This window comes from Flavobacterium sp. GNP008 (assembly GCF_056428965.1).
Genome location: NZ_JBWJVL010000001.1, coordinates 115,234 through 131,972 on the forward strand (window position 1 = coordinate 115,234; position 16,739 = coordinate 131,972).

The 16,739-nt window shown below is 35.0% G+C and carries 12 protein-coding genes; 4 read left to right on the plus strand and 8 right to left on the minus strand.

The window, feature by feature from the left end; all coding sequences use genetic code 11:
* Positions 1 to 9: 9 nt before the first annotated feature.
* The 4 genes from folE to lgt all read left to right on the plus strand — a co-directional run bounded on the left by folE (position 10) and on the right by lgt (position 3,612).
* Positions 10 to 681, plus strand: a complete 672-nt coding sequence (folE, locus tag AC0608_RS00560; protein WP_417960771.1) for a GTP cyclohydrolase I FolE — start codon at positions 10 to 12, stop codon at positions 679 to 681.
* Between the two features lie 126 nt (positions 682 to 807).
* Positions 808 to 2,286 carry a cysteine--tRNA ligase gene (cysS, locus tag AC0608_RS00565; RefSeq protein ID WP_478287755.1) on the plus strand — a complete coding sequence of 493 codons (1,479 nt, stop codon included), beginning with the start codon at positions 808 to 810 and terminating at the stop codon, positions 2,284 to 2,286.
* An 84-nt stretch (positions 2,287 to 2,370) separates the two neighbouring features.
* Positions 2,371 to 2,619 (plus strand): membrane protein insertion efficiency factor YidD, encoded by a 249-nt coding sequence (yidD, locus tag AC0608_RS00570; protein WP_478287756.1) that lies wholly within the window; start codon positions 2,371 to 2,373, stop codon positions 2,617 to 2,619.
* 66 nt (positions 2,620 to 2,685) lie between these two features.
* Positions 2,686 to 3,612 carry a prolipoprotein diacylglyceryl transferase gene (gene lgt, locus AC0608_RS00575; protein ID WP_478287757.1) on the plus strand — a complete coding sequence of 309 codons (927 nt, stop codon included), beginning with the start codon at positions 2,686 to 2,688 and terminating at the stop codon, positions 3,610 to 3,612.
* Positions 3,613 to 3,666: 54 nt separating this feature from the next.
* Here lgt and AC0608_RS00580 read toward each other — a convergent pair whose 3' ends face one another.
* From AC0608_RS00580 to AC0608_RS00615, 8 genes are all read right to left on the minus strand, one after another.
* Positions 3,667 to 4,281, minus strand: a complete 615-nt coding sequence (locus tag AC0608_RS00580; RefSeq protein WP_478287758.1) for an acyloxyacyl hydrolase — start codon at positions 4,279 to 4,281, stop codon at positions 3,667 to 3,669.
* A gap of 133 nt (positions 4,282 to 4,414) precedes the next feature.
* Positions 4,415 to 7,387, minus strand: a complete 2,973-nt coding sequence (gene secDF / locus AC0608_RS00585) for a protein translocase subunit SecDF (RefSeq protein ID WP_478287759.1) — start codon at positions 7,385 to 7,387, stop codon at positions 4,415 to 4,417.
* A 225-nt stretch (positions 7,388 to 7,612) separates the two neighbouring features.
* The gene (gene mdh, locus AC0608_RS00590; RefSeq protein ID WP_478287760.1) at positions 7,613 to 8,548 is read right to left on the minus strand and encodes a malate dehydrogenase; all 936 of its coding nucleotides are present in this window, start codon (positions 8,546 to 8,548) and stop codon (positions 7,613 to 7,615) included.
* 116 nt (positions 8,549 to 8,664) lie between these two features.
* Positions 8,665 to 10,608 (minus strand): DNA topoisomerase (ATP-hydrolyzing) subunit B, encoded by a 1,944-nt coding sequence (gene gyrB / locus AC0608_RS00595; RefSeq protein ID WP_478287761.1) that lies wholly within the window; start codon positions 10,606 to 10,608, stop codon positions 8,665 to 8,667.
* Between the two features lie 180 nt (positions 10,609 to 10,788).
* Entirely contained in the window at positions 10,789 to 12,405 is a 1,617-nt protein-coding gene (gene asnB, locus AC0608_RS00600; RefSeq protein ID WP_478287762.1) for an asparagine synthase B, read from the minus strand.
* Between the two features lie 195 nt (positions 12,406 to 12,600).
* Positions 12,601 to 14,226, minus strand: coding sequence for an amidohydrolase (locus AC0608_RS00605; RefSeq protein WP_417960791.1), 1,626 nt, complete (start codon positions 14,224 to 14,226; stop codon positions 12,601 to 12,603).
* Positions 14,227 to 14,309: 83 nt separating this feature from the next.
* Positions 14,310 to 14,759, minus strand: coding sequence for a hypothetical protein (locus tag AC0608_RS00610; RefSeq protein WP_478287763.1), 450 nt, complete (start codon positions 14,757 to 14,759; stop codon positions 14,310 to 14,312).
* A 143-nt stretch (positions 14,760 to 14,902) separates the two neighbouring features.
* On the minus strand, positions 14,903 to 16,714 hold the full coding sequence (locus AC0608_RS00615; RefSeq protein ID WP_478287764.1) for a porin family protein: 1,812 nt from the start codon (positions 16,712 to 16,714) through the stop codon (positions 14,903 to 14,905).
* Between the last annotated feature and the right edge of the window lie 25 nt (positions 16,715 to 16,739).

Below are 16,739 nucleotides of genomic sequence, written 5' to 3' on the forward strand. Positions count from 1 at the left end.
TTGCTTTTAATGATAAAAAACGAAGAATTTCAAGACGAAATAGGAGATAATCACTTTAGTTTATCCGCAAAAAATCCAGTAAGAGATGATGCATTTGACCTTACTGATGACGAAAAAATTGAGAAAATAAAAAAAGACGTTGAGAATATCCTACTGACCCTTGGAATGGACTTAACGGATGATAGTCTAAAAGGCACGCCCAATCGTGTGGCCAAAATGTTTGTGAAAGAGATTTTTGGCGGTTTAAATCCTGATAAGAAACCCAAAGCTTCCACTTTTGACAATAATTACAAATATGGCGAAATGTTAGTTGAAAAAAACATTATCGTTTATTCTACCTGTGAACATCATTTATTACCAATTATTGGTAGAGCTCATGTTGCTTATATTTCTAATGGAACGGTTATTGGCTTATCCAAAATGAATCGCATTGTGGAGTATTATGCCAAAAGACCTCAGGTTCAAGAGCGTTTAACTATGCAAATTGTTCAGGAATTACAAATTGCTTTAGGTACTGAAGATGTCGCTTGTGTGATTGATGCGAAACACCTTTGTGTCAATTCAAGAGGAATCAGTGATATCGAAAGCAGTACTGTGACTTCAGAGTTTGGTGGAAAATTTAAAGATAGTGTGACTCGCAGAGAGTTTTTGGATTACATTAAATTAGAAACAAAGTTCTAAAATAAAAATAAATTTCATTCGTAGCGATAAAGCCCTAGCCCTGATTGCAGTGAAAATCCTTTCTTCGTTTTTTTAACGAAGAAAGATTGTAACACAAAGCAGGAAAAGCTCCAAAAAAAAACAGCAATGCCATTATACAGTAGTCAAAATTTAAAAATATACAATTCTCTTTCGGGAGAAAAAGAAAAGTTTGCCCCTATTCATGAAGGAAATGTTGGAATGTACGTTTGTGGACCTACGGTTTACAGCAATGTCCATCTTGGAAATGTACGCACGTTCATGTCTTTTGATGTAATTTTTAGGTATTTTCTACATTTAGATTATAAAGTACGTTACGTTCGTAATATTACGGATGTAGGGCATATTGTGGATGATGTGGATGAAGGAGAGGATAAAATTGCAAAAAAAGCGCGTTTGGAACAACTGGAACCGATGGAAGTTGTACAACGCTATACGGTAGATTTTCATGATATTTTGAATGCATTTAATTTTTTACCACCAAGTATTGAACCCACTGCAACAGGACATATTATTGAACAAATTGAAATTATCAAAACCATTATCGATAAAGGTATTGGTTATGAAGCCAATGGATCAGTGTATTTTGATGTAGTAAAATTCAATGAAACCAATCATTACGGTCGCTTAAGCGGGCGTAATATTGAAGATATGCTAACCAATACCCGTGATCTTGACGGACAAAGCGATAAGAAAAATCCACAAGATTTTGCACTTTGGAAAAAAGCAGAAACACAACACATCATGCGTTGGCCTTCGCCTTGGAGTGATGGATTTCCCGGATGGCACCTGGAATGTACTGCCATGAGTACTAAATACTTAGGCAGCCACTTTGACATTCACGGGGGCGGAATGGATTTAAAATTTCCGCATCATGAATGTGAAATTGCGCAAAATGAAGCATGCACCGGTCAAACTCCAGTTAATTATTGGCTTCATGCCAATATGCTGACTTTGAATGGAAAAAAAATGGCTAAATCAACTGGGAATAATATTTTACCAAGAGAAATATTGACTGGAGAAAATACGATTTTAAGCAAAGCTTTTTCCGCCTCGGTAGCCCGATTTTTTATGTTACAAGCACATTACAGGAGCATTCTCGACTTTTCGGATGACGCCATTGTAGCGGCAGAAAAGGGATATAAACGATTAATGGAGGCCTTAAATGCATTAAAAGACATCTCCGCTACCACAAATAGCACTATTGATATTCAAGCATGGAAACAATCCTGTTACGATGCTATGAATGATGACTTCAATACTCCCATTTTAATCGCACAATTGTTTGAGGGAGTTCGATATATCAATATTTTGAAAGATGGAAAAGAGACACTAAATACGGAGGATATAAAAACTTTTAAAAAAGCAATTCATGGTTTTGTATTTGATGTTTTAGGTCTGGAAAACGAAAAAATTTCTGATAGCAATAACGACAAATTGGAAGGGACAATTACTATGCTTATTGAGATGAGAAAACAAGCGCGCGAAAACAAAAACTTTGCCCTATCAGACCAAATTAGAGATCAATTGATTGCTATAGGAATTCAATTGAAAGACGGTAAAGAAGGTACAACTTTTAGTATCTAACCCCATTTTTAAACACGCGGAAGAAGTCTAGTAACTAAAAACGGGCAAAAGAATATTGACATTTTAAATTTGAAAAAATAAATCATGCTTTCAAAAATTCTCATTTTCCCTTTTATACTGATCGTTCGGTTTTATCAAGTTGCCATTTCACCGTTTACACCTTCAGCTTGTCGTTTTGACCCAACATGCTCCACCTATATGATAGAAGCTTTAAATAATCATGGCTTATTTTATGGGGGATTTTTAGGAATTAAGCGCATTTTATGTTGTAATCCTTGGGGGAAAACCGGATATGATCCTGTTCCCAAAAAAAGGCATACGCCTAAAGATTAGCTTTTTTTTAATACGAATTTTAGTTTTAATCTCTATTTTTACGTCAAATAAACAAATTTAAAATACATGATACACGCTTTAAACATTGTTTGGAATCCATCGGAAGGAATTGATTTAGGTTTTTTTATTATTCGATATTACAGCTTGATGTTTGTAATTGCTTTTGGATTAGGCTGGTATATAATGAAAAACATCTTTGAACGCGAAGGTGAATCAATCGAAAAATTAGATTCCTTATTCATCTGGACTGTATTGGCCACACTGATTGGAGCTCGTTTAGGACATGTTTTCTTTTATGATTGGGAATATTATCGCAATCATCTATTAGAAATTATTTTGCCCTTTAGATTCAATCCTAGTTTTGAATTTACAGGTTATCAAGGCTTAGCCAGTCATGGTGCGGCCATTTCTATCATAATTGCAATGTATTTTTACAGTAAAAATATATTAAAAAAACCACAATTATGGATTTTGGATCGCGTCGTAATTCCTGTTGCCAGTGGTGCTATTTTTGTACGACTCGGTAACTTTTTCAATTCTGAAATTATTGGACATGAAACAACATCCCCATTTGGAATTAAATTTATAAAAGATCATTTTAGCCCAATGGATGCTGTAAATGCTACCCAAATAGCGAATCCTAAAGAGGCATATACAGCTATTGCAACTGATCCTAAGTTCGCTACTTTATTAGAACAGGTTCCCGTACGCCATCCTACACAATTGTACGAAGCATTTTGTTATGTTTTTGTGTTTGCAATATTATTTTTCCTGTATTGGAAAACCGAAAAAAGAAAGTATACCGGATTTATATTTGGTATGTTTCTGGTCCTTCTTTTTACCGTTCGTTTTATTGTGGAATCAGTTAAAGAAAGTCAAGGTGGTTTTGAAAGTTCCTTAGGCTTATTTTCTACAGGACAATGGCTCAGCATTCCCTTTATACTTATAGGACTGTATTTTGTTTTTACTGCGGATAAAGAAATTAAAAATTAAAAAAATTAAACTTATTATTAAAGCGTTGACTACCCAAAGTAGTTAATGCTTTTTTTATAACGGAAATAAAACTCCAAAATCAATGTTTTTAGTATTGTAACCGGAGTTGTTTTTTTGTAATCCTGCGTTAGATACATGACGAAAATTTGGCCTCACGTCAAAAGTTACTTTATTAACTTTGAACGTAAATCCTACAGCTAAAACGTCTGAAAATGCAAATCCTTTTGACAATCGTTCCGTTTCAGTATTCGTTATCATTGGACCGACACTTCCTAAAAGATAAATACTAGCTGATTTAAAAATTGGTTTTCTTACTAACAAACCAATATTAAGAATGCATTCTTTGATGTCCTTAAGCTTGGTATATTTTTCTCGCTTGGCTACATAATCAGGATCATCTGGCTCAACAAAATAAAAATTCATAAGTTGGTGAGTCGCAAAATTAAGTTCTGGCTGAAGCATTACTTCATATTTTAAACTTTTGTATTTTTTTATTGTGTAGTATACTTGCAGTTTGTAATAACTATTGGTAAAGGTGTAATCGGTGTTCTTTAGCTGATTGCCAAAGCCATAAGCAAATCCCAAATCAATCTTATTTCCCTTGTCTTGCCCGTAAAATGACATCGAACTCCAAAGAACGATTATAGTAAAAATTATTTTCCCATACATAAAACCTGCGCTTTAAAACCGAAAGCCATTTAATTTCTAACTGTTAAAGTACAAATTAAACTTCTAATTATTGGATAAAAAAAAGAGATTCAACTTTCGTTGAACCTCTTTTAAAATTAATCTGAAATTATTTTTAACTTTCTTGATGTGCTTTTTCCACCTTATTTTTATCTTCTTTCGAAATCGTATCCACAAGTACTGGTGTTGCAATAAACAATGAAGAGTATGTTCCTACAATGATTCCCACCAACATAGCAAATATAAATCCTCTGATAGATTCCCCTCCAAAAATAAACATAATCAAAAGCACAACAATCATTGTCAATGATGTATTAATTGTTCTTGACATAGTTGTATTAATAGATTGATTTACAATCTCAGCGAATGTTCCTTTCGTTTTACCTGCTAAATATTCTCTAACCCTGTCAAATACAATAACGGTATCATTCATCGAATAACCAATAACGGTAAGAATAGCAGCAATAAAGTGTTGATCGATTTCCATACCAAAAGGCATAAATTTATAACACAAAGAATAAATACCTAATACAAAAATTACATCATGTGCTACAGCTGCAATTGCTCCTAAACTGTATTGCCATTTTCTAAAACTGATCATTAAATATAAAAACACGATAAGCATAGCGCCTAATACAGCCCAATATGCATTCGTTTTAATATCCTCTGCAACGGTAGGACCTACTTTTGAAGCCAGCAAAACTCCTACTTTTTTACCATCATAAGCATTTATAAATTGATCATAGGTTAATCCTGCCGAGTAGTGTTGTTTCAAATTATCATATAACAATCTGTTTACTTCCTCGTCAGCCTTACTTCCATGCTCTTCAACTTTATATTTAGTCGTAATTTTTAATTGGTTTTGACTACCAAAAACTTTTACTTCAGCACTACCGTCAAAAACTTTTGCTAGTTCTGCTTTTACTGTTTCTGTTTCAATTGGTTTTTCAAAACGTACTTGAAAAGTTCTTCCTCCAACAAAATCTACACCTTCATCAAGACCGTTAGTAGCTAGAGAGATAACACTGATAACCACTACAATACTTGAAAATAAATACGTCCACTTTTTTACTCCTAAGAAATCAAAATGGAAATTATTAAACATGTTTTTAGAAAACTTAGTAACAAAAGTTAAATCATTCTTTTTACTAATATTCCAATCAATAAAGATTCTTGCAATAAAAATAGACGTAAATAAAGACGTTACAATACCAATTAATAAAGTAGTCGCAAATCCTTTAATTGGACCTGAACCAAAAATAAACAAAACTGCTCCTGTTAAAATATGCGTAACATTCGCATCAGTAATTGATGACATCGCTCCTCTCCAACTATAGGAAGTTTTAATAGCTTCTTCAAGTGTTTTCCCGGCACGCAATTCTTCTTTTGCTCTTTCGTAAATAATGATATTCGCATCAACAGCTGTTCCCATTGTTAAAACGATACCGGCAATACCAGGCAACGTAAGAACTGCTCCAATACTGGCTAAAATTCCAAACAAGAAAAGTAAGTTAACCGCCAAGGCAAGATTAGCATACCAACCTGCTTTGCCATAATAAATCATCATCCATAGCGATACTAATAACAATCCAATAAGAGCTGAGTTAGTTCCATTATCAATCGCTTCTTGTCCTAAGGATGGACCTACCACTTCTGACTGAACAATATCAGCCGCCGCTGGAAGTTTTCCTGCTCTTAATACATTCGCTAAATCTTTTGTTTGTGTTACGTCAAAACTACCTGAAATTTCAGATCTACCGCCTGAAATAGGCCCTGTAGAAACTCCCGGTGCAGAATAAACGACATCATCAAGAACAATAGCAATATTACTTTTTTGAGTATACGCTCTACCTGTTAGTTCTTCCCAAGCTTTTGCACCTTGACCATTCATTTGCATTGAAACCGCTGGTTTACCCATTTGGTCAAATGTATCACTTGCATCCGTAACTACACCACCACCCATAGCGGCAACATTATCACGATTTCCTTTTAAGGCATACAGCTCAACTGCTTCAATGTCTTTAGCCTTTGCATCTTTAATAATTGTAGGTATACCCCAAACAAATTTCGCATAACGCTGATCGCCTGCTAATAAGACTCTAATGTCAGCTCTTTTCAAATATCCGTTTACTATTGCTGTATCCTTTGGAGAGAAAAGTCCCAAAACTGGACCTCCACCTTGGCCAATAATTTTATCAAATAAAGGATTTGCACCTTTATTTGCAACCGTTGAATCTTTACCATCAGTAAGCAATGCACTTAAAGAATCTTTTACAACTGGTTTTACTTCAGTAGTTTTGATTTCCGTTTTTTTCAATGACTCATTAGCAGCCATCAAAAAATTACCAATTTCTTCAATTTTATAGGTCTCCCAAAACTCTAATTGCGCAGTACTCTGCAACAATTTTTTAATTCTGTCTACATCTTTAGCTCCTGGAAGTTCTACAAGAATTCTTCCTGACTCTCCTAATTTTTGAATATTAGGCTGTGTTACCCCAAATTTATCGATACGCTTTCTTAAAACACCAAAAGCACTCTCTACGGACTCATCAACTTTTCTAGAGATTACCTTTTTTACTTGTGCGTCTGTCATCTGAAAATCTACCCCACCTTCACCTTGTAAACTTCTGTTTGCAAAAATATCTGGCGACGCTAGTTTTACACTGCCTTTAGAATTAGCATCAAAAGCATCGTAGAAAGCATCTAAGTACGTTTGATTCCCTTTTTGATTTGCAGTAGCATCAGCTAAAGACTTATTGAAAACTGGATTCTTAGAATTATTCGATAACCCTTTTAAGATGTCTTTTACTGATATTTGAAGTATCACATTGATACCACCTTCTAAGTCTAAACCTTTGTTGATTTGTTTGTCACTAACTTCATTGAATGTAAAATTAGTAAACCCAAGATTAAATACTTTTTCTTTACCAATAGAATCTAAATATTTTACTTCTTTTACAGGATTTCCACCGGCAAAAGATTTAGCCTCATTTTTTACTTTGTTTGCAACAAAAGTGAAAGAAAGTTGGTAAATACTTACCAATGCAAATAGAATTGCGAAAAATTTAATAAGTCCTTTATTCTGCATTATTACTAAAAATTAATTATTTTTTATTTATTTATTTTTACTTTAAACCCTGTATAATAACACTTTAAATTCATTTTTAATACTAAAAAAGAACATTCTGCGTTACATTATTTTTTTTAAACCGAGCAAATATATAATTAACGTTAAGATTAACCAATTTATTTATCGATTAATCTCAAGAAAAAGACTGCAATAATGCAGTCTTCTCTTTTAAAATGTAAATTTCTATACCAAAAGTGATTTTAAAGCATCATTCATTTGTCTAACAGCATCTGCACTTTTAGCAAACAAGGCTTTTTCAGCATCATCAAGTTCAATATCAAGAATTTCTTCCACTCCGTTTTTACCAATAATACACGGTACACCTATACAAATATCATTTTGACCGTATTCGCCTTCAACAAAAACAGAACAGGCAATCATTTTCTTTTGGTCATTCAAAATACTATCTACTAAAAAAGCAACTGAAGCTCCCGGAGCATACCAAGCGGATGTTCCTAAAAGTCCCGTAAGTGTCGCTCCACCTACCATAGTATCTGCAGCAACTTTTTGCAATGCCTCTTCTGAAAGAAATTGAGAAACTGGAATTCCATTATAAGAAGCCAAACGTGTCAGAGGAATCATAGTTGTATCACCGTGCCCACCGATAACCATTGCTGAAATATCATTAGCCGGTTTGTCTAAAGCCAAAGACAAATAGGTTCGGAAACGAGAACTGTCTAATGCTCCACCCATACCTATAATTCTATTTTTTGGCAATCCCGTGGATTTCAATGCCAAGTAAGTCATTGTATCCATAGGATTAGAAACTACTACTATAATCGTATCTGGCGAATGCTTTAAAACATTTTCTGCAACCGTTTTTACAATTCCTGCGTTGATCCCTATAAGTTCTTCACGAGTCATTCCTGGTTTTCTAGGAATTCCAGATGTAATTACCACTACATCGCTTGCTGCCGTTTTAGAATAATCGTTAGTAACACCTGACACTTTAGTATTAAAACCAGTATTAGTAGCACATTGCATAATATCTAAAGCTTTACCTTCAGCGAAACCTTCTCTAATATCTAATAATACTACTTCACTTGCAATCCCTCTGTACGAAATTACATCCGCACATGTCGCACCAACATTCCCTGCTCCTACAATGGTAACTTTCATATTTTAAAGTTTATTCGGTTATTTTTTAATTTTTGTGGTTAATCGGTTATTTTCTTATTCGGTTAATCGTTTACTCGCTTTATTACTAAAAAAAGAGAGTAAACAGGTCCTTTTAATTAAGCATCAATATTTGCATATACTGCATTCTTCTCAATAAATTCTCTTCTTGGCGGAACCTCATCCCCCATTAACATAGAGAAAACTCTATCGGCTTCTGCTAAACTATCAATAGTTACCTGACGCAACGTTCTGAAACTTGGGTCCATGGTAGTTTCCCACAATTGTTCCGCATTCATTTCTCCAAGACCTTTATAGCGTTGAATTCCAGCGCTACCGCCCATTCTTGCATTGGCCTGATCTCGCTGTAGGTCATTCCAAGCGTATTCTTTCTTATTTCCTTTTTTAACTAAATACAAAGGTGGCGCAGCAATATATACGTGTCCCTCTTCAATTAATTCTTTCATAAATCTAAAGAAGAACGTCAAGATTAAAGTAGATATGTGACTTCCATCGACATCGGCATCACACATAATAATTACTTTATGATAGCGTAACTTTTCAATATTCAATGCTTTGCTGTCTTCGGCAGTTCCTATAGTAACTCCCAGAGCCGTAAAAATATTTCTAATCTCTTCGTTTTCAAAAACCTTGTGAACCATTGCTTTTTCGACATTCAAAATCTTACCACGCAACGGTAAAATAGCTTGAAATGCACGGTCACGACCTTGCTTAGCCGTTCCACCTGCCGAATCTCCCTCGACAAGATATACTTCGCATTTTGCAGGATCTTGTTCGGAACAATCTGATAGTTTCCCGGGCAATCCACCGCCACCCATTACGGTTTTGCGCTGTACCATTTCACGTGCTTTTTTGGCTGCGTGACGAGCCTGAGCTGCAAGAATTACTTTTTGAACAATAATTCGAGCATCATTTGGATTTTCTTCCAAATAAGCCTCAATCATATCTCCAACAGCTTGACTTACCGGCGAAACCACTTCTCTATTTCCTAATTTAGTTTTTGTTTGTCCCTCAAATTGAGGTTCAGCAACTTTTACAGAAATAATAGCCGTTAATCCTTCCCGAAAGTCATCTCCTGAAATATCAAATTTCAATTTATCTAACATTCCAGAAGCATCTGCATATTTCTTTAACGATCTGGTAAGTCCCGTTCTAAAACCTTGCAAGTGCGTTCCTCCTTCGTGCGTATTGATATTATTTACATACGAAAAAATATTTTCAGTGTAGCTTGTATTATAAATCAAGGCCACTTCAACTGGAATTTCTCCTTTGTCGTTATCCATAGAAATAACGTGAGCTATGATTGGCTCCCGATTTCCATCTAAATACCGGATATATTCTTTAAGACCTTCTGTAGAATGGAAAATTTCAGAAACAAAATTTCCGTCTTTATCTACCTCTCTTTTATCTGTAAATGTGATGGTTATACCTTTGTTCAAATAAGACAATTCACGCATACGCGCTGATAAAGTATCGTATGAAAACTCGGTAGTTTGTGTAAAAATAGTCTCATCGGGATAAAAAGTGACTATTGTCCCTCTTTTGGTAGTTACACCAATTTGTTTAACCGGATAAAGTGCTTTCCCCTTTTCATATTCTTGCTCGTACACATTTCCGTCACTACTGTGAACGGTTGCTGTAAGATGGTTTGATAATGCATTTACCACCGAAACCCCAACACCGTGAAGCCCCCCGGAAACTTTATACGAATCTTTATCAAACTTTCCTCCAGCGCCAATTTTGGTCATTACAACCTCCAATGCCGAAACACCTTCTTTTTTATGAATTCCAACTGGAATACCACGACCGTTATCCTCAACAGAAACAGATCCATCTTCATTAATATCAACTATAATCGTATCACAATGACCTCCCATTGCCTCATCAATAGAGTTATCTACAACCTCATAAACTAAATGATGGAGTCCTCGAACCCCTACATCTCCAATATACATCGACGGACGCATTCTAACATGCTCCATTCCTTCTAATGCCTGAATACTATCTGCTGAATAATTGTCCTTCTTGATTTCTTCGCTCATATGTTTTATTCTAAAAAATGTAATTTTTGTCTAACACGCAAATATATAAAAACGCAAATTATATAACCGTTAAAATCCCTTTTTAAGCTTTTAAGTTATTAACATTTGTTCATATAATAACAAAAAAACGCTCTCGAAATCGAGAGCGTTTTCCTATGCCTATAAAACCATATTATTATTTTAAACCGTAGCTCCTGCTTTAGCAATTTCGGTATCTGCCTGAACATGGGCAGCATTTGCTCTTCCACTTGGATCTTGATTTTCCTGCCATTTCGGAATCCATTTTCTAACCGTCTGAGCAGCACTAACTTGAGGGTAATACTTATTAAATATGGATCTGTAAAAGTACGCTTCTTTAGTTGTAGGAGAGTTGTATGGGAATTCCACCGCCGCACCAGTTAATTGGTCGTCTGTAACTTGAGAAGAACAATATTCAATCAATTGATCAATCCAGTTGTATCCCACTCCATCAGAAAACTGCTCTTTTTGTCTCCACAAAACCTCGGCCGGAAGGTATGGATTGTCTGGAGTATCAAATGCTTTTCTTAAAATATATTTTTCTTTCCCATCATACGTTTTAGGCATTTTCTCTTCTGCTTTGATACGAACGGCCATATCTAAGAATGCTTTGTCTAAAAACGGGACTCTCGCCTCTAATCCGTGTGCCATGGTTGACTTATCTGCTCTCAGCAAATCGGCAGTAAATAATTTTTGAACTCTTTCAATGGTTTCTTTTTGGAAATCTTCTGTTGATGGTGCATTTCTAAAATACAAATATCCACCAAAAATCTCATCAGCACCCTCTCCAGAAAGCACCACTTTAATTCCCAAATCAGTAATCGCTTTGGACAAGAAATACATGGGCGTACTAGCTCTTACCGAGGTTACATCATAGGTTTCTAAATGCCAGATTAATGTGTCTAAAATCTTAATTCCTTCTTCAATCGTAAAATGAATTTCATGGTGTTCTGTACCTAAAAACTCCGCCACTTTTCTGGCAGCTGCAGCATCCGGCGCATCCGCATCCAATCCGATAGAAAAAGAATGTAATTTTTTCCCACTTTCAGCCAATAATCTTGAGGCAATAGCCGAAGTTAAAGAGGAATCTAATCCCCCAGAAAGCAATACTCCGATGGGCACATCGCTCATTAATCTCTTACGAGTTGCTTCGGTCAACGTTTCTCTTATTAAATCCAAATCTAATTCTTGGTCCGCTTTTAAATAGTCTTCGTATTCTGGCTTGTAATATTTCACAAAACCTGTTTTTTGGGTATAATAATGTCCCGGAGGAAAAGTAGAAAATGTTTTGCATTGATCAGCGATAGGTTTCATTTCAGAGGAGAAGTAAATCCTCCCTCTTTCATCTAAACCATAATACAATGGCTTTACTCCCATTGGGTCTCTACCGGCAATAAAATCATCGCCATCAACTACAACAAATGCCCAATCGCCATCCAGCATGTTGCAAAAATCGTAACCAAACTCCTCATACAAATGCACAATAACTTCCGAATCTGATTTGGTTCTAAAAGAGTGTCCTTTCAAAACACCATCCCTCAATTCCTGATGATTGTACACTTCGCCATTATGAATCATCCAGGCAGTTGAAGTTCCTTGAATAGGCTGTCTTCCTGAATGCAAATCGATGATAGACAAACGTTCATGACTTAAAATATGCCCGTTTTCTGTTACGTGTAAATCGCTTTCATCCGGGCCACGGTGTGACATTCTTTTTGAAAGTGTTTTTACTAACTCTTCATCTTTTCCTTTTCCTATAATGGCTAATATTCCGCACATAACTGTATGTTTTAAATGGTTTGTTTAATTTGATAAAGCAAAGATGCAATACTGGTTACAAATACAAAACACAAACCCGGCATTTAGTTTAAAATTTAAACTAAATGCCGGGTTTTATAATTAAATTGTAATTTAAACGACGTTATTTTAAAAGACTCCCTTACAATTAGAAATCACCACTAAAAACTGCCTTATTTATTTTTCTTTATTCCCTTTTAAATAGGTATGTACTGGTTTCATCTTTACCATTTTATTTTCTTCCACTTTCATTAAGTCCTCATCGTATAGTACAAAATCAGCCCATTTTCCTACTTCCAGACTTCCTTTTTCTTTTTCTTCGAAATTAGAATAAGCAGCCCAGATGGTCATTCCCCTTAAAGTTTCGGCTCTGGTAAGCGCATTTTCCATTTGAAACCCACCTTTTGGAAATTCTTTACTGTCTTTTCTGGCAACAGCCGCATGAAAGGTCAACATTGGATTTACTTCCTCTACCGGGAAATCCGTTCCTAAAGCCACCATTCCTGCTTTTTGAAGTAATTTTTTATACGCATACGCATTTTTCAATCTTTCTTTACCCAATCTATCACCAGCCCAATACATATCTGAAGTAGCATGTGTCGGCTGTACCGAAGGAATAATTCCAAATTTGAAATAATCAAAATCCGCTTCTCTCAAAACTTGGGCGTGCTCAATTTTCCATCTTCGGTCTTTAGTTCCTGCGAGAACTTCTTTGTATATTTTTAAAATTACAGTATTGGCTGAGTCTCCGATAGCATGGGTATTCAATTGAAAATTAGAAGCTGCAATTTGTCGTGCTACCGCTTTTAATTCTGAAACCGAAGACAACAAAGCACCGTATTGTTGTGGCATGTCAGAATATGGATTGTGCATGCAAGCGCCACGAGAACCCAAAGCACCATCACCATACATTTTGAAGGATCGTACATTTAGATTATCCGTTTTGTAAATTCCCTTTTTTAGATACATATCAATATTCTTCTGATTGACTGTAACCATGGCATACACATTCAGTTTCATGACCTTTGCTTTCTGCAAGCTATCAATCAAATGAATAATATCTGGGTCTAATCCGGCGTCATTTACAGTTGTTAAACCATAATCAAACATAATTTTTTCGGCATCCAATAACGCTGCAATTTGTATTTTACGGGTTGGTTTTGGAATTATCTTAAAAACTAATTCCATCGGATTATCTACTAAAATTCCGGTGGGCTCCCCATTTGCAATTTCAATCTGACCACCAACAACTTTAGTGTCTTTTGTAATTCCAGCTAATTTCAACGCTTTACTATTGACAATAATTGCGTGTCCATCTATTCTATTCAGTACCACTGGAACGTCTGGAAACGCCGCATCTAGATCCGCTTTTGTAGGATACTTTTTTACTTTCCAATCGTTTTGATCCCAACCGTTACCAACAATAAACGCTGGATTCTTATTTTTTTGAAAAGCCTTTAAACGTGTAATTATCTCCTCCATACTTTTGGTACCCCGCAAATCAACTTCCTGTAACGTAAGTCCGTAACTATAAAAATGACAATGCGCGTCAATTAAGCCCGGATACATGAATTTACCTGCAGCATCTATCGTATTCTTGGATTCATATTTGTTTGCTATTTCACGATTAGTACCAATAGCGACAATTTTTCCGTTCTCTATAGCCATAGCCGAAGCAATAGCAAAGGAGTTATTGAGCGTATAAATAGTAGCATCAGTAATAATAGTATCAACTGAAATCTTATTTTTTTGATCACAGGAAATCAATAAAAATAAAGAGAGAAGTAAAGCAATACGTTTCATAGTAAACAGTTTAGTTGGGCTAATATAAAGAAAGAAGTCCAAAAAAATGACAAACTGCAAATGATTTATTTAAAAATATCCAATCAAAAAATTTCTTCTATAATGTATCTTGTAGTATTTATCTCAAAAGCAAATCCCGTTTTGTTCCCCATTAATTTATTTCCCAAAGGAGATTGCGGTGATAAAGCAATAATATTAATGCCTTGAATACTAATTTTTGGGAGTGCCACGCTCAGGTATAAATAAATCCCGTTTGCTTTCACTAAGCTCCCAACAATAATAGTTTCAGCAATTGCAGTAGCATCAATTTTATCCAAAATTACTTTTTGATCCAGCACTTCCCTCAATTTACGATTGAGTTTTTCTTGCTCAATATGCATCATTGATAAAGCGGTTTCATGTTTATCTCCTGCAGAACCTTTTGCATCGTTCTTTGAATCCTCCGTAAGGGCGACAATCATGTCTTTGAAAACATCGATTCGATCCTGCACTAATTGAAGGTAATGAGTATGTATTTTTTGTTTGAAAGTCATAATTATTTTGCCAAAAAGGGACTAAGACATTAAAAAAAATTCTAATTTTTAGTAAATCAACAAACTCAATAAACAAAGAGAATTTAATTTATCCCAAAAGAACAAATAAAAACCTTTTATCTAAGTGTCTTTTAGTTAAAAAATTAAAAATCAAATTTGTAGTTCACTCCCAGAATGACTTGAAAACCTTGAACTGGATAATTATGCCATTTTTGGTAAACATTATTGGTAATGTTATTAGCTCTTGCAAAAGCGGTCAATCGATCACTGTATTTGTAACCAATATTCGCATTTACATCAAAATACGATTTTAAAGTTGTAGTGCCCTCAATATATGCAGGCTCAAATGCCAATATTGTAAATTCCTTACGCTCGCCTACATAAAAAACATTCGCACCAGCAAACCACTTTTCTGTAATATTAAAATCAAGAGTAGAATTTATTTTTATAGCGGGCAAATTCCAGGCTTCATTCTCAAAACTATTCGTAAAACTGCTAAAGCTTCCATTAATCCCAAAAGTCACATTTTTAGAAAAATCTGCTTTCAGTTCTCCGTAAAAATTCAATGTTCGCATATCGTCATACACCACTTGAAAGGAATTTCCAAAAGCGTAATCCTGATTATTCGAGTTTTCAGTGTAACTATTGCTTTTAAACAACGCTTTATTTCTTTCATTTATATAAGAACCTCTAATATTATAACTCACATTATTTGTCAATTTCCCTTTCAATCCCGCAAACACATCGTACTGCTGATCCGTAGGCGCAATATTTAATGTTGGTGATACAAACGGATTGATATCCACAAAATCCTGATACGAATTTTGCTCTAAATTCCCCTCAGCACCAGCGTAGAAAATCATCAAATCCCCTACCACTTTGTAGGAAGCATTAAATTTTGGATACACAAAAAATTTATTTTTACTGTATTGATTGTCCAAACTGTAAAAAAAAGCGGCACCAATATTCAAAGTCCAATCGTCTTCTTGCATTGCAAAACTAGGGGCAATCCCAAAATTTGTAAAACTATATTTCAAGGGTTCTGTATTAGTCTTCGAATAATTATTCTTAAAGTTTCCAGCAACATAATCCACTATCAAATCCGTTTTTACGACACTCTCCATTACATCAAATTCTATTGTAGGTTTTGCGTAAAATCTATTTTCTGAAGAATCAAAAATATCTGAAAAATGATTAAATTTTAAGGTCATTTTATCCAAGACACTTTCATTAAATGCTACATTACCTCCCAATGATATCGTGCTGTAAGCTTGTTTTGGATCAATACCACTAATCAAAATTGATTTCTCCTGAGGCGACAAAGTATTGCCAAAAGTAGCAGGCAATCCATACCAGTTATAAATTTGATTTTGATATCCTAAATCCAGATTCCAAGAAAGCTCTTTTTGATTAGAACCATACATCAAATCTATAGCGGTATCATAAAATCGATTGTCCAGTTCTACACTTTTAATGCCGCCTTGAGACGAATGATGCCGAAACATTCCCCCTACATAATCCGTAGCGCTAAGGTCATGATTAACGAATAACTCCCCAATAAAGGTTCCGTAATTCCCTACTCCAAAAGTCGCATAATTTTTAAACAAATGTGCTTCTTTTCCTTTCTCGATACTTTCCGCTTTTCCTTTGGATGGTGTAAAAGTCGAGGCCACAGGAAAAGAAAATATATTGTATTTTATAGTTTCCTTTTTGGTATTACCATCCTCGTCCAGTTCCGGAATTTCTTTTACTTTGAAAGCATCTGAAATCTTTGGGGTGTAGGGTTTTACTACATTTACAGTTTCGGTGCCTATTTGCTCTTTTTTTTGTGCAAATGAGAATTGGGAAACTAAAAGAAATAAAATCCCCAACCCAACTCTCACTGAAGGAAAGGGAGCCGAAAACCTTGCTGCCGTATTTGTGAATGATTTTATGTTTAATACTTTAAATGTCATGTTTTATTTTTTTTACTTCTTATTT